The 24,504-nt window shown below is 52.6% G+C and carries 30 protein-coding genes and 1 pseudogene; 25 read left to right on the top strand and 6 right to left on the bottom strand.

The genetic code is table 11. From position 1 onward, the window contains the following. From MM194_RS09825 to MM194_RS09795, 7 genes are read left to right on the top strand one after another with little or no spacing between them, the layout of a single operon-like run. Entirely contained in the window at nucleotides 1-501 is a 501-nt protein-coding gene (locus tag MM194_RS09825; protein ID WP_052816432.1) for an arsenate reductase ArsC, read from the top strand. Nucleotides 502-534: 33 nt separating this feature from the next. After that, nucleotides 535-1,032 carry a tyrosine-protein phosphatase gene (locus MM194_RS09820; RefSeq protein WP_241343470.1) on the top strand — a complete coding sequence of 166 codons (498 nt, stop codon included), beginning with the start codon at nucleotides 535-537 and terminating at the stop codon, nucleotides 1,030-1,032. Nucleotides 1,033-1,042: 10 nt separating this feature from the next. After that, nucleotides 1,043-2,059: an ArsJ-associated glyceraldehyde-3-phosphate dehydrogenase gene (locus tag MM194_RS09815; RefSeq protein WP_241343469.1), complete on the top strand. Its 1,017-nt coding sequence runs from the start codon at nucleotides 1,043-1,045 to the stop codon at nucleotides 2,057-2,059. 7 nt (nucleotides 2,060-2,066) lie between these two features. After that, a complete protein-coding gene (arsJ, locus tag MM194_RS09810) occupies nucleotides 2,067-3,308 on the top strand; it encodes an organoarsenical effux MFS transporter ArsJ (protein ID WP_241343468.1) in 1,242 nt (413 codons plus the stop codon). Then, entirely contained in the window at nucleotides 3,308-4,384 is a 1,077-nt protein-coding gene (arsB, locus tag MM194_RS09805; RefSeq protein WP_241324509.1) for an ACR3 family arsenite efflux transporter, read from the top strand. Before arsJ ends, arsB begins: the two co-directional genes overlap by 1 nt. After that, on the top strand, nucleotides 4,381-4,812 hold the full coding sequence (gene arsC, locus MM194_RS09800; RefSeq protein WP_241343467.1) for a glutaredoxin-dependent arsenate reductase: 432 nt from the start codon (nucleotides 4,381-4,383) through the stop codon (nucleotides 4,810-4,812). The genes arsB and arsC overlap by 4 nt, the downstream gene beginning before the upstream one ends. Next, nucleotides 4,809-5,357, top strand: coding sequence for a sigma-70 family RNA polymerase sigma factor (locus MM194_RS09795; protein WP_232471765.1), 549 nt, complete (start codon nucleotides 4,809-4,811; stop codon nucleotides 5,355-5,357). The genes arsC and MM194_RS09795 overlap by 4 nt, the downstream gene beginning before the upstream one ends. A gap of 52 nt (nucleotides 5,358-5,409) precedes the next feature. On the opposite strand, the gene MM194_RS09790 is transcribed toward MM194_RS09795, so the two are convergent. After that, nucleotides 5,410-5,688, bottom strand: coding sequence for a hypothetical protein (locus MM194_RS09790; RefSeq protein WP_052816438.1), 279 nt, complete (start codon nucleotides 5,686-5,688; stop codon nucleotides 5,410-5,412). Nucleotides 5,689-5,931: 243 nt separating this feature from the next. Here MM194_RS09790 and MM194_RS09785 point away from each other — a divergent pair, with 243 nt between their 5' ends. Continuing rightward, on the top strand, nucleotides 5,932-7,368 hold the full coding sequence (locus MM194_RS09785) for a glutathione synthetase (RefSeq protein ID WP_241343466.1): 1,437 nt from the start codon (nucleotides 5,932-5,934) through the stop codon (nucleotides 7,366-7,368). A 48-nt stretch (nucleotides 7,369-7,416) separates the two neighbouring features. Here MM194_RS09785 and MM194_RS09780 read toward each other — a convergent pair whose 3' ends face one another. Beyond that, nucleotides 7,417-8,481: an FAD-dependent oxidoreductase gene (locus MM194_RS09780; RefSeq protein WP_241343465.1), complete on the bottom strand. Its 1,065-nt coding sequence runs from the start codon at nucleotides 8,479-8,481 to the stop codon at nucleotides 7,417-7,419. A gap of 37 nt (nucleotides 8,482-8,518) precedes the next feature. Then, on the bottom strand, nucleotides 8,519-8,752 hold the full coding sequence (locus MM194_RS09775; RefSeq protein ID WP_236729508.1) for a helix-turn-helix domain-containing protein: 234 nt from the start codon (nucleotides 8,750-8,752) through the stop codon (nucleotides 8,519-8,521). 213 nt (nucleotides 8,753-8,965) lie between these two features. On the opposite strand from MM194_RS09775, the gene MM194_RS09770 reads away from it, so the two are divergent. After that, on the top strand, nucleotides 8,966-10,009 hold the full coding sequence (locus MM194_RS09770) for a permease (RefSeq protein WP_241343464.1): 1,044 nt from the start codon (nucleotides 8,966-8,968) through the stop codon (nucleotides 10,007-10,009). A 13-nt stretch (nucleotides 10,010-10,022) separates the two neighbouring features. Next, nucleotides 10,023-10,253 (top strand): thioredoxin family protein, encoded by a 231-nt coding sequence (locus MM194_RS09765; protein ID WP_052816441.1) that lies wholly within the window; start codon nucleotides 10,023-10,025, stop codon nucleotides 10,251-10,253. 505 nt (nucleotides 10,254-10,758) lie between these two features. On the opposite strand, the gene MM194_RS09760 is transcribed toward MM194_RS09765, so the two are convergent. Then, nucleotides 10,759-11,208 (bottom strand): antitoxin Xre/MbcA/ParS toxin-binding domain-containing protein, encoded by a 450-nt coding sequence (locus MM194_RS09760; RefSeq protein WP_241343463.1) that lies wholly within the window; start codon nucleotides 11,206-11,208, stop codon nucleotides 10,759-10,761. A 189-nt stretch (nucleotides 11,209-11,397) separates the two neighbouring features. Between MM194_RS09760 and MM194_RS09755 the strand changes: the two genes are divergently transcribed. From MM194_RS09755 to MM194_RS09720, 8 genes are all read left to right on the top strand, one after another. Beyond that, nucleotides 11,398-12,504 (top strand): Fic family protein, encoded by a 1,107-nt coding sequence (locus MM194_RS09755; RefSeq protein ID WP_241343462.1) that lies wholly within the window; start codon nucleotides 11,398-11,400, stop codon nucleotides 12,502-12,504. Between the two features lie 476 nt (nucleotides 12,505-12,980). Next, entirely contained in the window at nucleotides 12,981-13,328 is a 348-nt protein-coding gene (locus tag MM194_RS09750; protein ID WP_241343461.1) for a hypothetical protein, read from the top strand. A gap of 409 nt (nucleotides 13,329-13,737) precedes the next feature. Then, nucleotides 13,738-14,145 (top strand): H-NS family nucleoid-associated regulatory protein, encoded by a 408-nt coding sequence (locus MM194_RS09745; RefSeq protein ID WP_098984642.1) that lies wholly within the window; start codon nucleotides 13,738-13,740, stop codon nucleotides 14,143-14,145. 579 nt (nucleotides 14,146-14,724) lie between these two features. Further along, the gene (locus MM194_RS09740) at nucleotides 14,725-14,973 is read left to right on the top strand and encodes a hypothetical protein (protein ID WP_241343460.1); all 249 of its coding nucleotides are present in this window, start codon (nucleotides 14,725-14,727) and stop codon (nucleotides 14,971-14,973) included. Between the two features lie 50 nt (nucleotides 14,974-15,023). Beyond that, on the top strand, nucleotides 15,024-15,614 hold the full coding sequence (locus MM194_RS22030) for a Pycsar system effector family protein (protein ID WP_241343459.1): 591 nt from the start codon (nucleotides 15,024-15,026) through the stop codon (nucleotides 15,612-15,614). Beyond that, nucleotides 15,602-16,939: an adenylate/guanylate cyclase domain-containing protein gene (locus MM194_RS09730; RefSeq protein ID WP_241343458.1), complete on the top strand. Its 1,338-nt coding sequence runs from the start codon at nucleotides 15,602-15,604 to the stop codon at nucleotides 16,937-16,939. Before MM194_RS22030 ends, MM194_RS09730 begins: the two co-directional genes overlap by 13 nt. Before the next feature lie 59 nt (nucleotides 16,940-16,998). Beyond that, the gene (locus tag MM194_RS09725; RefSeq protein ID WP_241343457.1) at nucleotides 16,999-17,238 is read left to right on the top strand and encodes a hypothetical protein; all 240 of its coding nucleotides are present in this window, start codon (nucleotides 16,999-17,001) and stop codon (nucleotides 17,236-17,238) included. Beyond that, entirely contained in the window at nucleotides 17,235-17,693 is a 459-nt protein-coding gene (locus MM194_RS09720; protein ID WP_241343456.1) for a hypothetical protein, read from the top strand. Before MM194_RS09725 ends, MM194_RS09720 begins: the two co-directional genes overlap by 4 nt. A gap of 86 nt (nucleotides 17,694-17,779) precedes the next feature. Here MM194_RS09720 and MM194_RS09715 read toward each other — a convergent pair whose 3' ends face one another. Then, nucleotides 17,780-17,986, bottom strand: a complete 207-nt coding sequence (locus MM194_RS09715) for a helix-turn-helix transcriptional regulator (RefSeq protein ID WP_098984637.1) — start codon at nucleotides 17,984-17,986, stop codon at nucleotides 17,780-17,782. Between the two features lie 118 nt (nucleotides 17,987-18,104). Between MM194_RS09715 and MM194_RS09710 the strand changes: the two genes are divergently transcribed. From MM194_RS09710 to MM194_RS09685, 6 genes and pseudogenes are all read left to right on the top strand, one after another. Further along, entirely contained in the window at nucleotides 18,105-18,680 is a 576-nt protein-coding gene (locus tag MM194_RS09710) for a hypothetical protein (protein ID WP_241343455.1), read from the top strand. A gap of 268 nt (nucleotides 18,681-18,948) precedes the next feature. After that, nucleotides 18,949-19,233: pseudogene (gene thyA / locus MM194_RS09705) on the top strand (thymidylate synthase); the annotation flags it as partial. A 305-nt stretch (nucleotides 19,234-19,538) separates the two neighbouring features. Continuing rightward, nucleotides 19,539-20,729, top strand: coding sequence for a Na+/H+ antiporter NhaA (nhaA, locus tag MM194_RS09700; RefSeq protein WP_033129242.1), 1,191 nt, complete (start codon nucleotides 19,539-19,541; stop codon nucleotides 20,727-20,729). Nucleotides 20,730-20,749: 20 nt separating this feature from the next. Further along, nucleotides 20,750-21,130 (top strand): hypothetical protein, encoded by a 381-nt coding sequence (locus MM194_RS09695; protein ID WP_241343505.1) that lies wholly within the window; start codon nucleotides 20,750-20,752, stop codon nucleotides 21,128-21,130. After that, nucleotides 21,117-22,049: a transcriptional activator NhaR gene (gene nhaR / locus MM194_RS09690; protein ID WP_033129189.1), complete on the top strand. Its 933-nt coding sequence runs from the start codon at nucleotides 21,117-21,119 to the stop codon at nucleotides 22,047-22,049. The genes MM194_RS09695 and nhaR overlap by 14 nt, the downstream gene beginning before the upstream one ends. A gap of 50 nt (nucleotides 22,050-22,099) precedes the next feature. Then, nucleotides 22,100-22,402: a metalloregulator ArsR/SmtB family transcription factor gene (locus MM194_RS09685; protein WP_033129188.1), complete on the top strand. Its 303-nt coding sequence runs from the start codon at nucleotides 22,100-22,102 to the stop codon at nucleotides 22,400-22,402. 49 nt (nucleotides 22,403-22,451) lie between these two features. On the opposite strand, the gene rpsT is transcribed toward MM194_RS09685, so the two are convergent. Continuing rightward, on the bottom strand, nucleotides 22,452-22,715 hold the full coding sequence (rpsT, locus tag MM194_RS09680; RefSeq protein ID WP_033129187.1) for a 30S ribosomal protein S20: 264 nt from the start codon (nucleotides 22,713-22,715) through the stop codon (nucleotides 22,452-22,454). Between the two features lie 191 nt (nucleotides 22,716-22,906). Between rpsT and murJ the strand changes: the two genes are divergently transcribed. After that, nucleotides 22,907-24,475 (top strand): murein biosynthesis integral membrane protein MurJ, encoded by a 1,569-nt coding sequence (gene murJ, locus MM194_RS09675; RefSeq protein ID WP_241343454.1) that lies wholly within the window; start codon nucleotides 22,907-22,909, stop codon nucleotides 24,473-24,475. Nucleotides 24,476-24,504 lie beyond the last annotated feature (29 nt).

Raw genomic sequence — 24,504 nt, 5'->3', positions numbered from 1 at the left:
ATGCAACGTCCGTTCAATGTGCTCTTCCTTTGCACCGGCAATTCGGCCCGCAGCATCATGGCTGAGGCGCTGCTCAACCGGCTCGGTCAGGACAACTTCAAGGCGTTTAGTGCTGGCGTCTCCCCGAAAGGGGAGATACACCCGCTGACCCTTGAATTGCTGGCGCAACACAATCTAGACACCAGCACCCTGCGCAGTAAGGGCTGGGAAGAATTTGCCCGCCCAGATGCCCCCAAGATGGATTTTATCCTGACGGTATGTGACCAGGCGGCAGGAGAGCAGTGCCCGGCATGGCCGGGGCAGCCCATCACCGGCCATTGGGGCTTTAGTGACCCGGCTGCCGTGACAGAGAGTGATGCGGCGCAATGGGCGGCGTTCAACAAGGTTTATCACGAAATCGGCAACCGGCTGCGGATCTTTCTGAGCCTGCCACTGAACAAACTGGATCGCATCTCGCTGCAACAAGCGATGCGTACCATCAACCTATCTTCACCCACCTAACGTTCTCAATGAGACATGGAGCCGCTGTTTATCATGCACCCGTTTGACATCCTGAACCTGGATAATGGCGCCCGCCTTATCTTCACCCCCTGCCCTGGCACCAAGGAGGCTTCCCTGCAAGCCTCCCTCAAGACCCTGCAAGCCGCCGGGGCCGATGCGGTAGTCACCATGATGCCCGATGCCGAGCTTAGCGAGTTCAAGGCCGATAGCTTACCCGCCGAGTGCAATGCACTGGGGCTGGCCTGGTTCCAGCTGCCGGTGGAGGACGATTGCGCCCCCGAGGCGCCCTTTGCCGCTGCCTTTGCCAACCACAAGACGGCGCTGCTGGCTCGCCTGGCCTCTGGTCAGACCCTGGCCATTCATTGCCGTGGTGGCTCGGGGCGTACCGGGCTGATGGCAGCCATCTTGCTGCTGGAGGCGGGCTACGCCCCCACACAGGTCAAGTCGCTGGTGCAAGGGCTGCGCCCCAAGGCGCTAACCCTGACACCACACGTTGACTACCTCAATACCCACTACTCATTCGCCGGTTAAGGAAAACAGCATGACTATCAAAGTGGGTATCAACGGTTTTGGCCGCATGGGCCGTCTCTCATTTCGCGCCGCCTTCGACTGGGCGGATGTGGAGTTTGTGCGCATCAATGACCCGGCTGGCGATGCCGCCTCGCTGGCACACCTCATCACCTTCGATTCCGTCCATGGCCGCTGGCATCATGAAGCCAGCAGCGATGGGGACGAGATGGTGATCGGTAACCATCGTATCCTCTGCACTCGCAACAAAGAGATCGGTCAGACTGACTGGTCTGACTGTGATGTGGTGATCGAGGCTTCCGGCAAGATGAAAACCAAGGCCCTGCTCAATGCTTATCTGGAGCAAGGGGTGAAGCGTGTTGTGGTGACAGCTCCGGTCAAGGAAGAGGGTGTCCTCAACGTAGTGATGGGGGTCAACCACCAACTCTACGACAAGGCGCAGCACCCCATAGTGACGGCGGCCTCCTGCACCACCAACTGCCTGGCGCCCGTGGTGAAGGTGATCCACGAGCAGCTCGGCATCAGGCACGGCTCCATGACCACCATCCACGACATCACCAACACCCAGACCATTCTGGATGCCCCCCATGCGGATCTGCGCCGTGCTCGGGCCTGCGGCCTGAGCCTGATCCCCACCACCACGGGCTCCGCCACCGCCATCACCCACATCTTCCCCGAGCTCAAGGGCAAGCTGAACGGTCATGCGGTGCGGGTGCCGCTGGCCAACGCCTCCCTCACCGACTGCGTGTTCGAGGTGAACCGCCCCACTACCGAAGCCGAGGTCAATGGCCTGCTCAAGGCGGCAGCGATGAACGAGCTCGAGGGGATCATGGGCTATGAGGAGCGCCCCCTGGTGTCGGTGGATTACAAGACGGATCCGCGCTCCTGCACCATAGATGCGCTCTCCACCATGGTGATCAATGACACCCAGGTGAAGATTTACGCCTGGTATGACAACGAGTGGGGCTATGCCAACCGCACCGCCGAGCTGATGCGCATGGTCGGTCAGATGGACAAGGCGCAAGGATAACCCGGCCATGGCACTGACCCGACTCTCCCCCGAGGCTCGCCAATATCTGCTGGTGACCGGCAACTACTGGGCCTTTACCCTGACCGATGGCGCCCTGCGCATGCTGGTGGTGCTCTATTTCCATGGGCTCGGTTACAGCCCCTTGGCCATCGCCTCCCTGTTTCTCTTCTACGAGATCTTCGGGGTGGTGACCAATCTGGTGGGGGGCTGGCTCGGGGCTCGCCTCGGGCTCAACCGCACCATGAACATCGGCCTCGCCCTCCAGGTGCTGGCACTGGGCATGTTGCTGGTGCCACCGCTCTGGCTGACGGTGCCCTGGGTGATGGGGGCGCAGGCGCTTTCGGGGATAGCCAAAGACCTCAACAAGATGAGCGCCAAAAGCTCCATCAAGTTGCTGGTGCCGGGAGAGGCGCAGGGTCAGCTCTACAAGTGGGTGGCACTCCTCACCGGCTCGAAGAATGCCCTGAAAGGGATGGGCTTTTTCCTCGGTGGCGCCCTGTTGACCCTGCTCGGGTTTCAGGGGGCCGTGCTGGTCATGGCCCTGGCGTTGGCGCTGGTGTGGTGCGTCAGCATGCTGACCCTGAAACGGGATCTCGGCAAAGCCAAGAACAAGCCCAAGTTCAGCGAAATCTTCTCCAAGAGCCGCGCCATCAATTACCTGTCGGCGGCCCGTCTGTTCCTGTTTGGTGCCCGTGATGTCTGGTTTGTGGTGGCGTTGCCTGTCTACCTCGCCTCCAGCTTTGGCTGGGATCACTGGTATGTGGGGGGATTCCTGGCGCTCTGGATCATTGCTTATGGCGTGGTTCAGACCCAGGCGCCCCGCTTTACCGGCAAGCGAGAGGGACGTGTACCCGATGGCAAGGCTGCGATGCGTTGGGCGCTAGTGTTGGCACTGACCCCGGCCCTGATTGCCCTGGCGCTCCACTATGAGGTGCATCCGGCCATCAGCCTGGTGGGCGGCTTGATGGTGTTTGGCGCTCTGTTTGCCATCAACTCCTCCCTGCACAGCTACCTCATCGTCAGCTATGCCGGTGCAGATGGGGTATCGCTGGATGTGGGTTTCTACTACATGGCCAATGCCCTGGGGCGCCTGCTCGGCACCCTTCTCTCCGGGCTGGTGTTCCAGCTCTATGGTCTCGAGGCCTGCCTCTGGATCTCCACCCTCTTTATCCTGCTGGCGGCGTTTATCTCCATTGGTTTGCCACGCCATCAGCCTTCCACTTCATCCAACCCTCATGGAGTCTCGTGATGAGTACAACAGCCTGCTGCGATCTGCCCGTCAGCAAAAAAATGAGTTTTCTCGACCGCAATCTCACCCTCTGGATCTTCGTCGCCATGGCCATCGGGGTGGGAATTGGTTACCTGTTCCCCCAGGTGGCTCAGTGGAACGAGGCGATGTCGGTCGGCACCACCAATATCCCGCTGGCCATAGGCCTCATCCTGATGATGTATCCGCCGCTCGCCAAGGTGAACTACGGCACCATGGGCGCCATGACACGCGACCGTCAGGCGATTACCCTCTCATTGGTAATGAACTGGTTGGTTGGCCCCATCCTGATGTTCGTGATCGCCCTGACATTCTTGCATGATTACCCCGACTACATGGTTGGTCTTATCTTGATTGGCCTGGCTCGTTGTATCGCCATGGTGTTGGTATGGAACGACCTCGGTGGCGGCAACAAGGAATACGGCGCGGGTCTGGTGGCCCTCAACAGCGGTTTCCAGATCCTCACCTATAGCTTCATGGCCTGGCTGTTCATTACCGTGCTGCCGCCGCTGTTCGGTTTGCAGGGTTTCGCAGTGGATATCACCATGCTGGATATCGCCGAAAGCGTGCTCATCTATCTCGGCATCCCCTTCCTGGCAGGCTTTTTGAGCCGTCACTATCTGGTCAAGGCTAAAGGAGAAAAGTGGTACACCGAGCGCTTCATCCCGGCCATCTCCCCCATTACCCTGATCGCCTTGCTGGCCACAATCGTGCTGATGTTCAGCCTCAAGGGGGAGATGATAGTTGAGCTGCCCATGGATGTGGTTCGCGTTGCTATCCCGCTGGTGGTCTATTTCGTGCTGATGTTCTTTACCAGCTTCCTGGTGGGCAAGAAGCTGGGTATTCCCTATGACAAGAACGCCTCCATCGCCTTTACTGCGACCGGCAACAACTTCGAGCTGGCCATCGCGGTCTCCATCGCGGTATTCGGCCTGAACTCGGATCAGGCCTTCGCCGGTGTGATAGGCCCGCTGGTTGAAGTGCCCGTGCTGATCGCCCTGGTCAACGTGGCCCTGCGCATGAAGCGCAACTATGGCAAAGCGGAGGCGCAAGCATGAGTGACCCCAAGATCACCATTTACCACAACCCGGCCTGTGGCACCTCTCGCAATACGCTGGCACTTATCCGCAACTCAGGGGTTGAGCCGACCGTCATCCACTATCTGGAGACGCCGCCGAGCCGCGAGATCCTGGTCGCGCTTATTGCCGCCATGGGGATATCGGTGCGCGACCTGTTGCGCAAAAATGTGCCGCCTTTTGAGGCGCTTGGACTGGCCGAGGAGAGATTCAGCGACGACCAGCTGATCGATGCCATGCTGGCTCATCCCATCCTGATCAACCGTCCCATAGTGGTGACCCCGCTTGGCACCAAGCTGTGCCGTCCGTCAGAGGTGGTGTTGGATATCCTGCTGAACCCACAGCAAGGGGCCTTCACCAAGGAGGATGGGGAGCAGGTGGTGGATGCCCAAGGAAAACGCATCAAGTGACCCAACCAACCGGCGCACCACCTTGCTTGATGACCGCATGGCAGCAGCACGAACATGAGATCTATGGGTGGCTGCTCAAGCAATCTGGCAGCCCGATGGATGCAGATGATCTGCTACAAGAGACCTTCTTGCGAGCAATCCGCCAGCAGGGCAAGTTCTGCGCCATTGAGAATGCCAGAGCTTGGCTGTTTGAAGTCGCCAGACATCTGGTGATTGATAGAAGCCGGCGACAACGCCCGATGTTTCAACTACATGACGAGCTGGTCATGCAGCAGAGTGAGCTTGATGCAGTGGATTCGCTTGCTGGCTGTTTGCCCAGAGTGCTGGAGAAGCTGGCCCAGGCTGACCGGGATATTCTCGGACACTGCGATTTGGAGGGGATGAAGCAGGCGGATTATGCCGCCCAATACGGCTTGACCCTCACCGCCACCAAGTCGCGTTTATTGCGAGCCAGGCAACGCTTGCGTCAGCAGCTTTCTCTGGACTGTCAGGTCAGGCTGGATGAGACGGGTCGGGTGTGTTGCTTCACTCCGGCTGCGAAGTAAGCCATGACCCATGTTCAGCAAAAAGGCCAAGGTGTTCACCTTGGCCTTTTCTTTATTTTTTCTTGGCTTCGGCCAGGTACTCATCCAAGGTTTCTTGGTTGGCTGCTTTAATGGTCATGCCATTGGGGCCTGCCCCGATATTGCTGAACTGTTTTGCCGGTTCGCCATGTTGCTTGAACTCTTCCAGCTCTGGCGAACCTTCTTTAAAGACCCATAGCCGCCCATCTTCCACTTCGGTCACAAAACCGGGCAGGTTGAATTCGCTCGCAAAGGCGGCGGTGCTAAGCAGACTAAAGCCCAGCAGGGCGGCGGAAGCGACGATTTTCTTCATGTTCATCTATCCATGTTGGTTGATTAATTCTTATTAATCATCGCTGGGGAGTATGACGAGAATATGACAATGCCTGGGTCAGGTTGACGTGGTTCAGAAAATTGAAGTGCATCCTTTTCGCTGCTTGCGCGTCTTCCTCGTGACGTGCTGCGCTCGTCTGATGAGGATATGAAGATCGCTGTGCGATATGAGGGCTGGGCAACCAGGCCTTGAGGTTCGTGAGTCAATAATCAGGATCGTATGATGAGTTCTTTTGACATCCAGAAAGCCAAAGATGATGCAGTCGAGTGGGCATTAACCCACGGTGTCGCCTTTAAAGAGTCGCTGTATTCTGCCGTGCATACCCCATTTACCCTGGCGCCGACACCAATCAGCCAACGGGACTACCTGCATTTGAAAAGTGCGGCACAGACCTTAAGCAAAGTGATTTATGCCGTCTCAGAGGATCATGGCTTTTTATATGATGCCATTCATCCCATTACGGCGGGCGATCCCTTCTTTTCAGCCCTGCTCAGCATGCATCAACAGATACACTCATCAGCCACCAAGCTACCCCGGCTGCCATTGCTCATCATGCGCAGCGACTTTATGGACGACAAACGAGATGGCCACAAGCTGGTCGAGTTCAATGGCATCGCCGCTGGTATGGGGCCATTTGGTCAGCGAATACATGAACTGCACCACTATCTGCAACGGCAATGGCCTGCTGCGTACATGCAAGAGCCGCATCAGGCAATGGGTGAACTTGTCAGTAATCATGCCATTGAAGGATTGTCAGCAGGTATTGCCGAGGCCACCTTCAAGATCAAGCGTGAGTTTGGCGACCCCGGCCCGGCAAGGTTTCTGATGATTGTGCAGGAGCATGAAAACAATGTGTTTGATCAACACCTGCTTGAGCTGGCACTCCAGCGCAGAGGGATTGAGACCCAGCGCAGAACCTTTCGTGAACTGCATAATCGACTGAGCACGGGCGCCAACAACAGATTGACCCTCAATGGTGTCGGCCCCCTCGATACCGTCTACCTGCGGGCCGGATACCAATATTCAGATTATGAGGCGACAGACCTCAAAGAGCAGAGATGTTGCCAGGCGCTGATGGCGACCCGTGTGGTGATTGAGCGACATAGAGTCGCCGTCAATGCCACGGTCGCCCAGCAATTGGCGACCAGCAAGCGAGTACAAATGCTGCTGTCGCGTTTGGGAGAAGAGGGATTCGCTGCATTTGGCTTGACCCTGCAAGAGGCTGACACAGTGAAAGGTGTTCTGGGGGAGATGCACCCTGTTACCCCTGACAGCGCACACTTTATAGAAGCTGCGCCCGCCGATAGTTGGGTGCTTAAAAATCAGGGTGAAGGGGGTGGGCATTGTCTGTTTGGGGCAGACATCCTGGCAAAATTAGAAACACTGGAGCCCCGGCAATATCAGGCTTGGTCACTGATGGGCCGATTACATCCTGTTCCTAGACCGATACCTGCCTGGATAGTACGCAAAGGAGAGCTGCATCGGGTGACGGATTTGATCAGTGAACTTGGCATGTTCACCATTCAGATAGATGGCAATCCTGGTTGCGCCGAGCCGAGCTTTGCTGGATACCTGCTTCGTAGCAAATCAGCCGGATCGACAGAAGGAGGCGTTCATAGCGGGCAAGGTGTCCTTGACTCACTGGTATTCAGTGATTGAGGCCCGCTATGCAGATGGAGGGGAGTGGCCAAGCAAAACTGACCACTGTTATCTGCCGCTCAGGTCTGCCAGGTGGTGAAGCAGGTGAGGGAGCAAGTGCCCGGTATCGGGCCCAACCCCCCGGAGGGTTGCCGAGGCGAAGTTGCGCTGTTTGGGCAGGCCTACGAAGTACAAACCGGGTACATGGCTGGCCCTTCCATCACGCTGCATCACCTTGCCGGTTACGTCCATCACGGGCAGGCCTTCGAGAAAGGGGAGATTGGGGCGAAAACCAGTGGCAAACAGCAGAGTATCAACGGCTTCATGTCGTCCATCTGCCCAAACGACACCCGTTGAGGTGACCTTGGTGAACATGGGGCGCTGCTTGAAATAGCCGTTTCTCAGCGCCTTGCGGTAGGTGCCGTTGTCCAGAACCGGGGTGCTCTGGTCGTTCAACCAGCGAGTTTTCTCCAAGCCTGTCCATTTCAACCAAGTGTGAAAATCTGCGCCCAATATACGCTGCGGCGCAAACCGAATGGCTTCTCGTGTAGCCAGTGTAACGGTGGCTACGCTGGCCAAGTCGTAAGCGATCTGGACTGCGGAGTTCGCTGCACCAATAACGACGACACGTTGGCTGCGAAAAGGCATGGGATTGCGATAGTCAGCACTGTGAAGCTGAGAGCCTTTAAATTCGTTAAGTCCGGGAATGTCGGGCAGGTAGGGACGGCTAAAAGCCCCAGATGCCACAATAACTGCGTTCGCCAGTAAGCGTTGACCATCGGCGGTGATTACCTGGAAACCCGCCTCTGCTCGCTCGACTAGCTTGACCTGAACCCCTTGATGGATAGGTAGCTGGAACTGGTCGGCATACTGCTCAAGGTAACCTACCACCTCATCACGACTTGGATAGTGACCCGGTGTGCCGGGGAACGACATACCGGGTAGCGAGGAATAGATTGCTGGCGAGAACAGCTCAAGGCTGTCGTAGTAGTGGCGCCAGTGCCCACCAGGCCGCTTTTGCTCATCAAGGAGTATGAAGTTAAGCCCTTGCTGCTTTAGGTGCCAACCACATGCCAAACCTGCCTGGCCTGCTCCGATGACAACGACATCATATTGCTGATCCATTAAGTTCATATGTGCGCATCCATACACGTATTAAGGTAAAGAAAAATCAAACTGATCTGCCAGGGCAGCACAGTGCAGTAATGTTCTTGGTGTGACGGAGTATGTCTTCCAGGCGCTGAATAATGGCTGGGCCATCCACTTCGTAGAATACTTGTCGTCCAACCTTGGAGGCACGAACGATCCCGGCCTCAAGCAGTACCTGTAGATGACGGGAAACCACAGAGCGTTCCTGGGGCAAGTCAGCGGCAATTGCGGTGACATCTGCCCGACCCAATTGCATGACGCGCTTTAACACGGCGACCCGTGGCGGCTCGCATAGGGCTTTGAAGAAGGCCCCATCCAGAGAGGAAATAGCGGCATCAATAGCCTGATTTTGATTCTGTATTGTGTTCATATTCTGAGTATATGTGCGCATTCACGCACATGTAAAGTGTGTATGCCTAACTATCCACCATTCTGCAAAAGATAAAAAATATGAGCATCCTTTGGTGAGATGAAGCGTCTTCTGGATAACACCGATGTTGATGGAGCCATTATGTTTCAGATTTTCACCGACCTAGCCAGCTGGCTGGTGTACGAGCAATTGGGCCTGAGCCCGCAAACTAAGCTGGGGGATGCGCTGCATTTCTTCGTGGAGGATGTGAGCAAGATCTTTGCGCTGCTGCTGGTCATGATCTACATCGTGGCCATGCTGCGGGCCTCCCTGAATGTCGAGCGAGTGAGGGACTATCTGGCGGGCAAGCACAGAGGTTTGGGCTATCTCCTGGGCTCCGGCTTTGGTGCGATCACCCCCTTCTGTTCCTGTTCAAGTATCCCAGTGTTTCTCGGCTTCACCTCAGCCGGTATCCCGCTCGGGATCACCATGGCATTTCTCATAACCTCACCGCTTATCAACGAAGTGGCCGTCCTATTGCTGGTCAGTCTGCTGGGCTGGAAGTTCACCTTGATTTACGTGGTAGTTGGTATGGCGGTTGGCATGTTGGGTGGGGCATTTCTGGATAAGATAAAGGCCGAACGCTGGCTGGCTGATTTTGCCGCTGAGGCCCTCAAACAGGGGCAGCATCAGCAAGACAATATTGCCCAACAGCACGCAGATACTCCTAGTCTCTCGCTGGCCAAACGCCATGCCTTTGCTAAAGATGAAACCCTCACCATCTTCAAACGGGTATGGCTTTGGGTCATTGTGGGTGTGGGGCTTGGTGCCGTGCTTCATGGCTTTGTGCCTGATGGCTGGATTGCCTCACATCTTGGTGCAGGCCAATGGTGGTCAGTGCCTGTGGCGGTTCTCATCGGCATTCCCCTCTACTCCAATGCCACCGCGGTGATCCCGGTGATGGAGAGCTTGATTGTCAATGGGCTGCCGATTGGGACGACACTGGCATTTTGTATGAGCACAGTGGCGGCCAGTTTTCCTGAATTTATTCTGCTCAAACAGGTGATGAAGTGGCAGTTACTGGGCACCTTGCTGTTGGTGCTACTGGTTTCCTTCACGTTGGTTGGGTGGGTGTTTAACTTCGTATCGCCGTTAATTTCTTGATGAGGAGTATGAGATGAAACATGTAAAAGTGCTGGGTATGGGCTGCGCCAACTGCAAGAACACCGTCCAACTTATCCAGCAGGTGGTGGATGAGCTTGGTGTGTCAATTCAGCTTGAGAAAGTTGAGTCATTGCCCGAGATCATGAAGTACAAAGTGATGTCTACGCCAGCAGTCGTCATCGATGACAAGGTAGTACATGCCGGTGGGATCCCGGCCAGAGAGGCGGTGCAAAGCTGGTTCTGAAAGTCTCCGGGGGTGGGTTATCCCACCCCCGGATGACTGACTATCAAAGTCAAAAGCAGAGATGTATTGGTTGTTTTCAGTCTCTCAATTAGTTGTTCTGCCAACGATTAACGGTCTGAACCGTAAGTAGCCATAGAATCGTCATTTTTCGATAAAGCGCGTTTATTGTATTCCGCACCGTAGGTGCGAATATGACCATAGTTTATTTATGTGAAGGCTTTATTTTCTGAACTAATGAAAGAGAACCAACATCCTAAATAACTTGTTCTGATTTCCTATGAGATAGGATGATTTACAGCCAAAAAAGAAGGGAGAAGAGGCAAAGAATAAACTGGATCTATTCGCTGCAATGCAGCGGAATGTTGAGAAAAAATTTTTGTTCTCATAATTAATAGGTGGACACTTTTTCACTTTTTTCAAGTGGCTAAAATGAAAGAAAGATTATTTTGATAGTTTTTCGCACAGGTAAGTGCGGTTTTTAACCACATTGACTGAGGGGGCTCGTTTAATATACCCCATGTTCGATTTGTCCTGCGAGATCAATAACAGCCTGAACTCCCATCGCTGTACTCAATACATTGACAGGTTTCTCACCTCCCAGTCCCCTAGCTGGTCTGTTTAACCACGAAATGCATTTCACTATATCTCCCTCATGCAGTGAGAGAGCTGCATCAAGAGCCAGTACAACACCGTAAACTCTGGCACCCTGCTCGGTGGATAGAGGGGAACAGGTTGCGATCTTCCGAGTGATCGTGCTTTGGCTAATGCCAACCAGGTCACAAACAGCCCGAGCACTTTCCCCAATCAACCCAGCAAGCTTCGGGACGATGCTAGGTTCAACACCAGCCACAATCCACAGGTGTGCCTCCAGCGGGCTGTGAGGGATGCCCAGAGAGGTAATGACAGAGCTGACAGCGGTTACCCGAGTGCGAGGGTGATGAACGGCGTGAGGCATCGATAAGTGTTCCCTGCTCTGCAATTTCCATAAAGCTGCTCCTAGCATAACAGCAGACTTTTCAAAATGACGTTTATGATCGGTTCATCTCCGGTAGTCCCTATCAATGAGCATCATGTGTAGTAATTGGCTCATCAAGTGAGCCAAATAAAGTGCATAATCGCCTCATTTCATGGGGGTGTTCAGACGATGGGTTGGATTTGGCAACAAGCAGGCTGGCCAACATTTCATTGGCAGGACGAGGTTCTTCAACCACGCCTACGCTCACTTCATCGTCTGCTTGGCCTGCTGCTGGGGAGTTGCGCGATAGCCCCGATTCAAGAGCTAGATACTCTGGTGGCCAACATCATGGCTTCATCAGCCATCGAAGGTGAAGCACTGAATGCGCAGTCCGTTCGAGCGTCTGTGGCAGTGCGGCTCGGGGTCGTTGAGGTCGAGCATCTCTCAACATCAGAAAGGACAGATGGACTAGCAGCCATGTTGATGGACGCTATTGGTGATCCTCAAACAAAACTCTCGCTTGAGCGGCTTTTACAGTGGCATCGGTTGTTATTCCCAGCATCAGTTTCTAGAGGTAGTGACATCAGTGATGGTCAATTGCGTGAGGATGGACCGATGCAGGTCGTTTCAGGCCGATTTGACCAGCTCGTGGTGCATTTTGAGGCACCTCCCCGAGTAGGCTTGGAGCAGGAATTACAGCAGTTTATTGAGTGGTTTAACGAGAGTCGATGGAACCCCATGCTTGATCCACTGCTTAGGGCTGCAATTAGTCATCTGTGGTTCGTGACGCTGCATCCACTTGATGATGGAAATGGCCGAATAGCACGAGCACTGACAGATTTGGCGTTAGCCCAGGCAGACCTGCACACCATCCGCCTATACGCCATGTCGGTCACCATATTTGAGCAGCGCGACAGGTATTATCAGCTTCTGGAGCAGACTCAAAGAGGAGGTTTAGATATCACACCTTGGTTAGTCTGGTTTCTTGAGACACTGGAAGCGGACTTGCAGCGTGCTATCTCTCAAGTGCAAGCTGATTCGGCCAAAAACGTTTTTTGGCTACAACATCATGCTACCCCGTTATTACCTGAACAAAGAATGTTGCTGGATCACCTACTGGATGGTTGCGCTCAAGGTTCCAACAAAAGCATATGCGCTAGTCAATATCAAAAATTGACTAGCGTAAGTAAATCAACAGCAACTCGTCACCTCTCAGAAATGGTTACAAAAGGATTATTAGTAAAATTGCCAAGTCGAGGTCGGAGTTCACGCTATCAAATTGACTTACCTGGTTGATTGTGCGAAGAACTCATAGCGTATGAGACAGAGAACAATTGAAATGCAAAGGCCAAGGGCATTCACTAGTATCTCTGTTTCGAGACGTCAGCCAATAAATAATAGATGGCTATTATACCTGGTAACGTCCACACCAATACCATCAGAGTATGTTGCTAGCGAAATTATCATCACGAGCGGCCTAAGCCTGTCTCAAGAGGATGCTGGGGAGCTGTTTGGGCACAGCCAGAAGGCTATCTAGGCATTTCGAAGATCCTCCAGGAGGCACCCAGCTATACACGCTAGGTAAACTGCTTTCGGAGTCGCATGTGGTCAAGCCAGAAGGGCGGTTGTCTAGGGGGGAATGGACAGAAGAGTGATAACACTTTTCGTGAACTTCTGGATAAAATTTCACCTGAGGCCTTTATGAGACCCAACTTATGGTGTATTGACTATGTTAGATCTCACAAGCCAGTCCTGAATAAGAAGGTTAGGTCATGAACAAAGAGCTATCCGTACATGAACTGAAACAAACGTGGGGGCTACCTGCTCACGCAAAAATGTTGGGTTGGCTTCTTCATGATCCATATAAGGACGAATTCTTGATTAAGTACGCATTAAGCCCAGATATGACGGGTATGTGGTGGGGCCTGAGTCCTGAAACCGCAAAGGCTTTTAAAACGTTAAAGAAGGCAAACTCTGTCATTCAATCGCTGGAGCTTACTGGGCGGGCTGTTGCAGCCCCGGCTTTTGATATTGGAAAGCAGATCATCGTTCTTACGGATAAAATTGGTGTTGAAAACCCACTTAGAGAGCTGACGCGCTTAACTCAAGACCTTGACTGATCGGTAATAGATGAAAACTGAATTCCACAATTTGGCATTAGTTTGAGAAACATTTCGTATGGCCATCAATTTTGACTATCGCTGCGGGATCTTAGAGGCTGCTGACACAAAAACTGGCTATGAATGGTGTTGGTACAAAGGGGATACCGAGATCACCAGAACTCACAATGGCGAGCTATCGAGCTCGATCAGCGTCCCCGTTGGCGCTGCCGTTGTTGAAGTAAAGAGTATTATTCGTGACGACGCGAGGAAGTAGCGCCAAAACTGGAATAGAGGGCAATGAATGTGGCTCACTTATGTATTATCTCAATGGCTTATTTAATCTAGATTGATGTAAAAACCAATGGAGCTGTTGGCGATATTGAGTGATAATCCATTCGATTTAATAAAGTGATACATGAGGTCGTAAATGAATGATTTTTTGAAAACCCTGCTTAATATCCGCAGCCTTCGCGCTGTTCTGCGTGAGTTGTCATTTGAGCAGCTGGTCGAAGTTAAAGAAAAATTCGAAGAAGTGTTTGCTGAGCGGGAGCAACACGAAACCAAAATCAGACAAGAGTCTGCGGAACGTCATCAGAAGCTGGCTCAGTTCACTGAGATGTTGCGAGATGCAGGGATTGACCCAAGTGAGCTAGTTGGCTCCTCCGCCACCGTTAAGACCGAAGGGGCTGCAAAGTCCAAGCGAGCGCCTCGTCCTGCAAAATATAAATACACCGAGAATGGTCAGGAGAAGAGCTGGACTGGTCAGGGCAGAATGCCTAAAGCGATAGCAGAAGCTGTGGCCAGCGGCAGAGCTCTAGAAGAGTTTCTTATCTGATGCTGAGTAAGCCCATGCTTGTGATGCATGGGCTTCTTTTTATGTTTGACAGATAGTTTTCGATGTTTCTTGGAACCAATAATCGATCCTTTTCTTCTGATTGTGTTTTTAAAGAAAGGCATGTAGATGGGCAGAGCGTTGCCAGGTTGCGAAAATAGCTAAAGAACACCTGCGAACGCCCTTTCTCGACCGACCCAATCCACATAGCTTCACGACCTGCTTAGACTTAGTTGCCCCTCTTGATGCGATCTGAGCGTTCTGGACAGAACCGCAAGCCAACACCTCTGGTGTCTGTGAGGCATGGATTCTGTATGTGCGAAGTTCGATAAATAGTGAAGAAATGGACTCTTTACCAGCAACATGGCAATCGAAATTCACGAGGTATTTGCTGAAAGCAACGTGCTAGGCGAACTGTTGTTAATCAGGTGAGAATGAGTCTCCTTTTGGTTAAAAAACAATCTTACTGATGTGTCAATCGTTTTCCTTGATCGCCTCATTCGGATCAGGTATCTTTTTGCTGTATGTACAGACAGCACCATATGTAGTGTTTTGTTCATGGAAAAGATACAGGATATAGTGATGGCTTCGAGCAACAAAACTACCTCTGATAAGGTCGCAACACTTGCTGCACAAGTGCTTAATGATGCTACCTCCTCTGTGACAGCACGTTCTCTTGCTGCTTCTGCTTTATCCCAGGTTAAGGTAGGAAAGCAAACTGGTGCTCATATGGAGCCTCCGGCTTTAATGGTGCTGCAAAGCAGTAAGTACAACGAAAACACAAAAACTCTGGCCGGAAGTATCTTGGCTCAGGCTAACAAAAATCGATAATTTTAACTTTATAGCGGTCAATGTCGGTTGCATTAAGAAGGATATAATCGGTGTGGTTCAAAAAGCCAGATCAAGATATTGATGATGTGAAAGTTGATGATGCTAAAAAGGTCATCATTTCTGGGATGTGGGATACCTTAAAAAGGTATGATGCCTATATTGCAACTGTAAATTTTAAATGTGGTTTGTTGACATCGTTCAACGCCGCAATTGCATTTAGCATTCTATCAAAGTTCGATGCCATCATGAAAAGTCAACACGATTATAAAAGCTTGATGGTTTTGCTATGTATTACGTCTCTATTTCTTTGTATTACGAGTCTTTATTATGTTTTTAAATCTATTTGGCCTAATTTATCAAGTGGAAGTACATCCGCTGGTTCTGAGCCATCAGTGATTTTTTTTGGTTCTGTAAGTGGGAAATTTAATGCCGACACATACTCACGTAAAATGGAGAGCATTTCCTATCAGGACTATATTAAAGATTTATCAATTCAAGTTCATGAGATGGCTGTAATAACAAGTGTGAAAATGGCATCTATTGAAAGGGCGGGTAAGTTTTCAAAGTATAATCTTTTCCCAATTACATTGATTATGCTTGTGTGGATCTTCAATATTTCGGGGGGCATATGTCTAGCATAATTAAAAACATTTATGAGAAATCATTCTCTCATAGCAAAATAAATGAAGCGTATAACAGAATGACGAGCTTTTCTGGAGTTGAGTCAGTAGGCACGGAGTCATTTGCCATGGACTCTCATGATCTCCTTAAATCAGCTGGTGTGGTTGCTAAAAGTGAAATTTCGGTTGAGAACGATTATGACATTCAGAGGCAATTGAGACGTTGCTTTGGTAAAGAGGGTGTTAATAATAACAAGATCGGTGGACACCCAGATTTTGATTACCTAGTAGATAATAGAAAGACAAAGAAGGGTTATGTTACCACTTTATTCATAGATATTAAAAATTCAACCAAACTAGGTCTTATTTATCCACCAGAAAAGGTTTTTTCGATAAAGAATGACATTATAAAATGTGCTATAGAAACAATTCTGGCCTTTGATGGCCATGTTCATCGCATCATGGGGGATGCGGTTCTTGCATTTTTTAGAACAGAACAAAGACCAGAAAATTCGGCGGTAAATGCTATTAATTGCGCAGTATGTCTTGTGAAGTTTATTGAGGAAGTTGTATCCCCTGATCTTGAGCAGCAAGATATAGACCCCGTTAGTATACGTATTGGCATTGACTATGGAAGCGATGAAAATGTTCTATGGGGGATGTATGGATATCAAGGGGCATCAGAAGTAACGGCAACATCCTTCTATGTTGATGTCGCTGCTAAGCTGCAACAATCTGCTTCAAAAAACAAAATAATGATAGGCGATAGTTTAAAGTGTTTAATTGATATTCCTGAGCACTATTTAGACTTAAAGAAGGAAGGTGATACCGTATGTCGGTATGTAAAGCCAAACTATAGGGATGCTACAGGTAATCAAATTAATTATAGTCAGTTCGAGTTAAATAATGATAGTTATTTCAAATTGTTACCATTGAAAGACACTGGTTTAAATATGATCCCATATTATCCAGCTGACTTTTCAGTAGACATGACAGTTACCGATAGTAGTGGTTCACCTTCACAGGACGCATACTATTCTTGTGCGAGGATCATACCCAAGAAAAGAAGCGTTAGGTTCAAAGTGACTTTCAAAGGTATGAGCGATTCTAGTTATCAGGTTAAATACAGGGTTGAGAATAATGGTTTAGATGCAAAGATAGCAGAGCCTGAGAACAGAGGAAACCATGAAACATTCATTGATGCAATGTATCAACAAAACAATAACTATTTCGCAGTTCACCTTGAGCCGACAGCTTATCTTGGATTACATTACATGTATATTTCAATCTATAAAGATGGTCAATTACATATGCCTGAGAAAAAAATAGGTGTATATGTCGCTTAGTTTAGTTTCTGATACTTAGCCGTTTCAATTCATGAGTTGTATGGTTTAAGAGAGTTAAAATGAAAAATGAATATACTATAAACGCGATACTGCTCTGCCCTATATGTGGTAACGATCAGTTTGAAATTGTCTCGGAACAATTATTAATTTGTTCCGACTGCAATAATAGTTTCGATAAAGAATCATTGATGGAACAGAATTCTACGTCAATAGATGCTATGGTCGAAGATCTTCAAAAAGAATTTATTTCCGATGTGGAAAAAGACTTAAAGAAAATGTTCAAAGGGTTCAAACGATGACTCTAACTGATATTGTTTCGCTGCTGGCATTACTACTCTCTGTGTATTCTGCATATAAAACATTGGAGTTTAATCGACGTCAGAATGAATTTGCTAACACAGCCAATCATTTGAACAAGTTGCTACTGCGTAAAGAACAAGAGGACGCTATTGATGCTATCAGTGCAGACCTTAATGCTCGTGTTGTTAAGATCGGCAAGGGGCATCGTTTAAAGATCTATAATAAAGGAAAATCACCAGCTAAAAATGTAAGATTAGAGTGTCCTGTTGTGAGAGAATTCTCTATCATGGATGATGCGCTTCCTCTTGAGGTCATACAGGCGGGTGGCAACTTTGATCTTATTGTTGCTACCGCAATGGGGGCTCCATTTGCAGTAACAATCAAGCTGATATGGGATGATGAAAGAGGCCGAAACCAAGAGGTTGAAACCACTATTTCGCCTTATGGCTCGTAGTACAAGTTGGCTTAACTGCTTGTCCGTTGTAGTCGTGCGCGAGCTGAAAATCAACAGCACTGCGGTATGTTTTCAGTGATATTTATTTAGGGCAGTAAATCTTCTATGTCACAACCTAATACCTCGGAAAGGCGATAGACTTTCTCAAGTGTGACATTCACTTCTCCTCGCTCAATGCGACCAAGGTAACTTCTATCAATATCTGCCAGTAACGCAAGCGAGTCTTGGGACACACCCGCTTGAAGCCTTTTTCCACGAACTAAAATGCCAAATTTTTTTGCTAGATCTTGCATGCTTCGCCTCTCTCAGGCGAGCACTATCTCTGGTTGTCTGGCTTACGACCACGGACTATAATCCGCAATCGAATTTAGATCCCTACTAATGATTGTCGTTCGAGACTGAGGATTACTTATGGGCTCCCAGACTGTGTGGCTGCCAACCGCACTCTACACAGCACTCATTCGATTGCAGCTGAACGATTTCACTGCACAGGAGTGCGTAATCGCTGTATTTGGTGACAAGATTGAACGCCTATCACAACAGAAACGCTACGGCCTCATATACCGCCACTTGAACAAGTTGGTCGGTATGGGTCTCCTGAATAGGCGAGATGTTGGCAATAAATGGTTGCGCCCAAATTACGTTAAAACACCGATGTTTGATGAGGTTACCTTTCGGGAAGATCTACTAGGCCCAGAGGTTCCAGTTACTCAGGTCGAGCAAATGCCAGTAGTGGAAGTGAGGGATGAGGTGCGAAAGGGACTGGATGATCTAGAGGCCAAGGCACGTGCTTATCGATTTGAGATCCAGGAGTACCAAGCTACGTTCGCCGAATACAGTGAGCTACGGGCAGACTTCCCCGAGCTAGAGACGACCATTGAGAATGTGCTCAGGCACACCAGTCAGGAGTTTCGGTGCTTACGAGGACGGTTGGCAGCCGTGGAGGAGGTGATGAGGGCGTTGGGGAGTTCCGCGTCAGTCCGTTAATGTCATCCCTTCTATATATAAGTCGATTTCAACTACATGACCCCAGATGTCCAGCATTTGCAGGTCATGTAGTTTTCAAGTCGCTGTATTGGTGCGTCACTTCTATCCTTCATTCTCTTGGGAACAGTGCCAGCTGATTTTGCACAATGGCCCCCCTGAAATGGAGATCATAGCTCCCGAAGTGTGCAATTTTTCTTTTGCACAATTGGTTTTGTGGTGTCAGGTTCAGTGTAGATGGTGTTTTGTGCAGTTTTTATGTTGCATAAAATTCCTCGGCCTGCCGTTCAACATCGCGAGCTACGCACTGCTGACCCACATGGTGGCCCAGCAGTGTGATCTGGCGGTGGGTGACTTCGTCTGGACCGGCGGCGACGTGCATCTCTATTCGAACCACATGGAGCAGACCGCGCTGCAGCTCTCCCGCGAGCCGCGCCCCTTGCCGCAGTTGGTGATCAAGCGCAAGCCTGACTCCATCTTCGACTACCGCTTCGAGGACTTCGAGATCCAGGGCTACGATCCCCATCCCGGCATCAAGGCGCCCGTCGCCATCTGATCCGGGCTTTCGCGTCGGTGGCGAGCTATTCCCTGAGTGGGAGCGCCATCCGACATCGAGACAGGGTTCGAATGCATCTGTTCGAAAGGCGCCTCAGGGCGCCTTTTTTACGCACCAAATAAAATATTTATGCATTTTCATGAATGAAGAGATGGCTGGGAAAAGGCATGTGAAAACATGCTTATAGCAGATGGCTTTATTTTTGCTTTCGGTTTTCTCGTTGTTAATGGCAGTTAGAAACGATTTTTCATTAACTCACTCCCGCTCTAGACTGAAAAAAATGCAATTTTATGGGTAGTCAGATCATGAGCGACGTAATCAAGAGATTTCTCAAGCTGGAGTCAGCCTCCGGAATTATTCTGATCCTGGCGGCCTTGTTGGCCATTGGCTTGGCCAACTCGGCCCTGGCTGATCACTATCGGGCCTTCCTGGATACGCCCGTGCAGGTGCGCATCGCCGCCCTCGACATCGACAAGCCGTTGCTGCTCTGGATCAACGATGGCTTCATGGCGATCTTCTTCCTGCTAGTCGGGCTGGAGGTCAAGCGTGAGATGCTGGAGGGGGCGCTCTCGTCCCGGGTGCAGGCGACCTTCCCGGCCATTGCCGCGGTGGGCGGCATGCTGGCACCGGCGCTGATCTACGCCTTCTTCAACTACTCGGACGACGTCGCCCGCGCTGGTTGGGCCATTCCGGCCGCGACCGACATCGCCTTCGCCCTCGGGGTGATGGCGCTGCTGGGCAAGCGGGTACCGGTGAGCCTGAAGGTGTTCCTGCTGGCGCTGGCCATCATGGATGACCTCGGGGTCATCATCATCATCGCCCTCTTCTATACCCAGCAGCTGTCGCTGACGGCACTGGCGGTCGGCATCCTGGCGATCCTGACCCTGCTGTGGATGAATCGCCGTGGCGAGGACAGGATCGGCCTCTACATGCTGGTCGGCCTGGTGCTCTGGGTGGCGGTGCTCAAATCCGGTGTCCATGCGACCCTTGCGGGCGTGGTGCTGGGCTTCATGATCCCGCTTAACGGCAAGCGCTATGCGTCGCCGCTCAAGCATCTGGAGCATGTGCTGCATCCCTGGTGCGCCTACCTGATCCTGCCGCTGTTTGCCTTTGCCAACGCCGGGGTGTCGCTGGACGGGATCGGTCTGTCGGCCCTGCTGAGCCCGGTGCCGCTCGGCATCATGCTGGGGCTCTTCATCGGCAAGCCGCTCGGGGTATTCACCATCAGCTGGCTGGCGGTGAAGCTGGGTATCGCCCAACTGCCGAGCGGGGTCAACTTCAAGCAGATATTTGCGGTCAGCATCCTGTGCGGCATCGGCTTTACCATGTCGATGTTCATCGCATCGCTGGCGTTCGAGCATGGCGGATTGGATTACGGCAGTTACTCACGCCTCGGGATCCTGGTGGGATCCAGCCTGGCGGCCGTGGTCGGTTATCTCGCCCTGCGGATGTCGCTGCCCAACCGGGAGGCGGATCAGAGCACGGAGGGGTTATGAGAGGACTGGGATGGTTGATCATGCTGGCGAGCCCGGCGCTCTGGGCGGGCAGCCTGACGGATTGCCAGCAGGATGCGGCCTCGGCCGGCTGCTCGGCTTATCTCAACGGGGTGGTCGACGGCGCCCTGATGCTGGGGGAGCAGCAAGCCAAGGCCAGGTTCGGTGAGACCTTTGCCGAGCGGGCCCTGAGCAGCCGGGCCGGGGAGCGGGTCAAGAAGTCCAACAAGCGCTATTGCGGGGAGCGGATGCCGGAGCCGGCTGCACTCAAGCTCAGCCTGCAGGCGCAGTTCGATGCGAACAAGGTTGACTCGATCAGCGACATGTATGACATTCTGGCGGTTGAACTCAGCTGCTACCGGAGCCCGCCTGGCGCGGGAACCCCATCGGATGTCACACCTTAATTACAATCATCTCTATTACTTTTGGATGACGCAGAAGAAGGGCTCCGTCACGCAAGCGGCGGAAGCCCTCTTCTTGACTCCGCAGACGGTCACCGGCCAGATCAAGCTGCTGGAGCAGCGGCTCGGTGGCAAGTTGCTGATGCGCAAGGGGCGTTCCCTCGAGGCCACCGAGCTCGGCCAGTTGGTATTCCGCTATGCCGACAAGATGTTCAGCCTCTCCTACGAGATGCTGGATATCGTCAACTACCGCAAGGAGAGCCAGATCCTGTTCGACGTCGGCATCGCCGATGCGCTCTCCAAACGCCTCGCCAGCCGGGTATTGCTCTCGGTCATCCCCAACGACGGTTCCATCCACCTGCGCTGCTTCGAATCGACCCACGAGCTGCTGCTGGAGCAACTGAGCGAGCACAAGCTCGACATGATCCTCTCCGACTGCCCGGTGGATTCCAGCCAGCATGCGGGCCTACTCTCCAAGCGGCTCGGTGGCTGCGGTGTCAGCTTCTTCTGCAAAGCGCCCCTGCCTTCGCTGCCGTTCCCCGCCTGTCTGGAGGAGCGCAAGCTGCTCATTCCCGGCCGCCGCACCGCCATGGGCCGCCAGCTGACCCACTGGTTCGAGCAGCAGGGTATCTCTCCCAGCATCCTGGGGGAGTTCGACGATGCGGCGCTGATGAAGGCATTCGGCTTCTTCAATCAGGGCATCTTCATGGCGCCGACCATCTATCGGGAGGAGATCCTGGAGGGAGAGGGAGTCATGCTGCTGGGGGAAACCCAGGATCTGATGGAAGAGTATTACGTCATCTTTGCCGAGCGCATGATCCAACATCCTGCGGTGAAACGGGTGTGCGAGAGCGATTTCTCCTTCTTGTTTGCCGGGCAGGAGGATTTTACCGCTATCCAGCCGGCGCCCCTGTCGTTTTAAATGGAAGGGGCAAGGGGGTATTATGCCTGCCTTGCAGGAGAGGGAATGAGATGCAGCTGGAAGAGATGGAGGCGAATGCCGGGCGCGCGGTGACTCTGCTCAAGGCGCTGGCCAATGAACGGCGCTTGTTCATTCTGTGTCAGTTGCTGGAGCGGGAGCTCTCGGTGGGGGAAATTAACGAGGTGCTCAGGTTGAGCCAATCGGCCCTGTCACAACATTTGGCGGTGCTGCGGCGCGATGAGCTGGTGACGACGCGAAAGGAGGCCCAGACGGTCTACTATTCGCTGCGCAGCCATGAGGTGCGCGAAATGATAGGGCTGCTGCACAGGCTTTACTGCAGCGCAGAGAAATAAAAAACCGGCCCTAGGGCCGGTTTTTTGAGCTTTATACAGCCGAAGCTGCTTAAGCCATAGCTTTGATCTGGGCAGACAGGCGGCTCTTGTGACGAGCAGCTTTGTTCTTGTGGATCAGGCCTTTGGTAGCCATACGATCCATGATCGGCTGGGCAACAGCGAAAGCGGCAGTGGCAGCAGCCTTGTCGCCAGAAGCGATGGCAGCAATTACTTTCTTCAGATAGGTACGGGTCATGGAACGACGGCTGGCGTTGTGTTGACGACGTTTCTCTGACTGAATCGCGCGCTTCTTAGCAGATTTGATATTAGCCAAGGTAAAACTCCTAAAACTGTCTTAGCGAGTGTATTGAAAAGGCCCGGAAATATGCCCTCCCAACCACATATTGTCAAATGATTTGTGCAAATAAACACCGCCCCCCGGTGGTGTGTCAGTTGGGAGGCGGTTAAACTGTCGGCCGATTCTACCAGCATTCTTTCCATTCTGACAGTTCCAGAGGCTTCGTCTTGAGTAAGAAATTGATCAAATCCGGCATGATAGTGTCCGCAATGACGCTGGCGTCCCGTGTGATGGGCTTGGTTCGCGATGTGGTCATCGCCAACTTGCTCGGCGCCGGGATGGCCGCAGACGTCTTCTTCTTCGCCAACCGCATTCCCAACTTCCTGCGTCGCCTGTTCGCCGAAGGGGCCTTCAACCAGGCTTTTGTGCCGGTGATGACGGAGTACAAGAAGAAGGGTAATGAGGATGAGGTGCGTGAATTGCTGGCTGCGGTGGCGGGGACCCTGGGTGGCATAGTCACCGTCGTCACCCTGCTCGGGGTACTGGGCTCGGGGGTATTGACCGCCCTGTTTGGCTGGGGCTGGTTCTGGGACTGGCTGCATGGCGGCCCGGCGGCCGAGAAGTTCGAGCTGGCCAGCCTGATGCTCAAGATCACCTTCCCCTATCTCTGGTTCATTACCTTTACCGCCATGGCGGGGGCCATCCTCAACACCTACGGCCGCTTCGCCGTCTCTTCCTTTACTCCGGTGTTCCTCAACCTCACCATGATTGCGGCCGCCTGGTGGATAGCGCCCTTGATGGACAATCCCGAAATCGCGCTGGCGATCGGGGTCTTCCTCGGGGGGCTGGTGCAGTTCCTGTTCCAGTATCCTTTCCTGCGCCAGATGAACATGCTGGTGTGGCCCAAGTGGGGTTGGCATCACCCCGGGGTCGTCAAGATCCGCACACTGATGATCCCGGCGCTGTTTGGCGTTTCGGTCAGCCAGATCAACTTGCTGATCAACACCATGCTCGCCTCTTTCCTGGCGACCGGTGCTATCAGCTACCTCTATTACTCGGATCGGCTGCTGGAGTTCCCGCTAGGCCTGTTTGCGGTCGCCATCAGCACGGTGATCCTGCCGGCACTGGCGAAGAAGCACGTGGATGCGGATCCCGCCGACTTCTCCCGCACCATGGACTGGGGGGTGCGGATGGTGATGCTGCTGGGCCTGCCCGCCATGGTGGGGATCGCCGTGTTGCGCGAGCCCATCCTGCGGGTGCTGTTCATGCGCGGGGAGTTCGGCCTGCACGAGGTCAGCATGTCCAGCGCCAGCCTGCTGGCCTCCACCACGGGCCTGCTCTCCCTGATGTTGATCAAGGTGCTGGCCCCCGGTTACTACGCCCGCCAGGACACCCGAACCCCGGTGCGGATCGGGGTGATGGCCATGGTGGCCAACATGGTGTGCAACCTCATCTTCATCTATCCGCTCGGCTATGTGGGGCTGGCGCTCGCCACCGCCTGCTCCGGCACCCTGAACGCGGCCCTGCTGTTCAAGGGACTCTATGAGCAGAAGGTCTACCGGCCGTCCCGCGAGACCGGGGTGTTTTGCCTCAAGTTGCTGGCGGCGACCCTGCTGATGGGGGGCCTGCTTGCGTACCTCTCGCCGGATCTCGCCCAATGGGGGGCTTGGAGCATGGGCAAGGCCAGCCTGGAGCTGACTCTGCTGCTCTGCCTCGGCGGGGCCCTGTACGGGATAGTCCTGCTGGTGCTTGGCATTCGGCCGAGTCACCTGAAATCGGGTCAGCAGCAGGACTGATCCTGCTGTTTCGTGCGGGATCGCTGGCG

The sequence above is a fragment of the Aeromonas sp. MR16 genome (assembly GCF_022549315.1).
GTDB lineage: Bacteria > Pseudomonadota > Gammaproteobacteria > Enterobacterales > Aeromonadaceae > Aeromonas > Aeromonas aquatica.
The sequence above is the reverse complement of the archived record's forward strand: the minus strand, read 5'-3'. Positions and strand labels throughout refer to the sequence as shown.

Bases quoted from the DNA above. Each gene is read 5' to 3' on its own strand.
- MM194_RS09695 (WP_241343505.1), top strand. From the start codon at position 20,750: ATGCTGGCGAGCCCGGCGCTCTGGGCGGGCAGCCTGACGGATTGCCAG.
- MM194_RS09755 (WP_241343462.1), top strand. From the start codon at position 11,398: ATGGGTTGGATTTGGCAACAAGCAGGCTGGCCAACATTTCATTGGCAG.
- MM194_RS09740 (WP_241343460.1), top strand. From the start codon at position 14,725: ATGGCTTCGAGCAACAAAACTACCTCTGATAAGGTCGCAACACTTGCT.
- arsB (WP_241324509.1), top strand. From the start codon at position 3,308: ATGAGTACAACAGCCTGCTGCGATCTGCCCGTCAGCAAAAAAATGAGT.
- MM194_RS09825 (WP_052816432.1), top strand. From the start codon at position 1: ATGCAACGTCCGTTCAATGTGCTCTTCCTTTGCACCGGCAATTCGGCC.
- nhaR (WP_033129189.1), top strand. From the start codon at position 21,117: ATGTCACACCTTAATTACAATCATCTCTATTACTTTTGGATGACGCAG.
- MM194_RS09760 (WP_241343463.1), bottom strand. From the start codon at position 11,208: ATGCCTCACGCCGTTCATCACCCTCGCACTCGGGTAACCGCTGTCAGC.
- MM194_RS09765 (WP_052816441.1), top strand. From the start codon at position 10,023: ATGAAACATGTAAAAGTGCTGGGTATGGGCTGCGCCAACTGCAAGAAC.
- MM194_RS09790 (WP_052816438.1), bottom strand. From the start codon at position 5,688: ATGAAGAAAATCGTCGCTTCCGCCGCCCTGCTGGGCTTTAGTCTGCTT.
- MM194_RS09710 (WP_241343455.1), top strand. From the start codon at position 18,105: ATGGGCTCCCAGACTGTGTGGCTGCCAACCGCACTCTACACAGCACTC.
- MM194_RS09785 (WP_241343466.1), top strand. From the start codon at position 5,932: ATGAGTTCTTTTGACATCCAGAAAGCCAAAGATGATGCAGTCGAGTGG.
- MM194_RS09815 (WP_241343469.1), top strand. From the start codon at position 1,043: ATGACTATCAAAGTGGGTATCAACGGTTTTGGCCGCATGGGCCGTCTC.
- MM194_RS09720 (WP_241343456.1), top strand. From the start codon at position 17,235: ATGACTCTAACTGATATTGTTTCGCTGCTGGCATTACTACTCTCTGTG.
- arsC (WP_241343467.1), top strand. From the start codon at position 4,381: ATGAGTGACCCCAAGATCACCATTTACCACAACCCGGCCTGTGGCACC.
- arsJ (WP_241343468.1), top strand. From the start codon at position 2,067: ATGGCACTGACCCGACTCTCCCCCGAGGCTCGCCAATATCTGCTGGTG.
- nhaA (WP_033129242.1), top strand. From the start codon at position 19,539: ATGAGCGACGTAATCAAGAGATTTCTCAAGCTGGAGTCAGCCTCCGGA.
- MM194_RS09730 (WP_241343458.1), top strand. From the start codon at position 15,602: ATGTCTAGCATAATTAAAAACATTTATGAGAAATCATTCTCTCATAGC.
- MM194_RS09820 (WP_241343470.1), top strand. From the start codon at position 535: ATGCACCCGTTTGACATCCTGAACCTGGATAATGGCGCCCGCCTTATC.
- MM194_RS09745 (WP_098984642.1), top strand. From the start codon at position 13,738: ATGAATGATTTTTTGAAAACCCTGCTTAATATCCGCAGCCTTCGCGCT.
- MM194_RS09775 (WP_236729508.1), bottom strand. From the start codon at position 8,752: ATGCAATTGGGTCGGGCAGATGTCACCGCAATTGCCGCTGACTTGCCC.
- MM194_RS09780 (WP_241343465.1), bottom strand. From the start codon at position 8,481: ATGAACTTAATGGATCAGCAATATGATGTCGTTGTCATCGGAGCAGGC.
- MM194_RS09750 (WP_241343461.1), top strand. From the start codon at position 12,981: ATGAACAAAGAGCTATCCGTACATGAACTGAAACAAACGTGGGGGCTA.
- MM194_RS09770 (WP_241343464.1), top strand. From the start codon at position 8,966: ATGAAGCGTCTTCTGGATAACACCGATGTTGATGGAGCCATTATGTTT.
- MM194_RS09725 (WP_241343457.1), top strand. From the start codon at position 16,999: ATGAAAAATGAATATACTATAAACGCGATACTGCTCTGCCCTATATGT.
- MM194_RS09715 (WP_098984637.1), bottom strand. From the start codon at position 17,986: ATGCAAGATCTAGCAAAAAAATTTGGCATTTTAGTTCGTGGAAAAAGG.
- MM194_RS09685 (WP_033129188.1), top strand. From the start codon at position 22,100: ATGCAGCTGGAAGAGATGGAGGCGAATGCCGGGCGCGCGGTGACTCTG.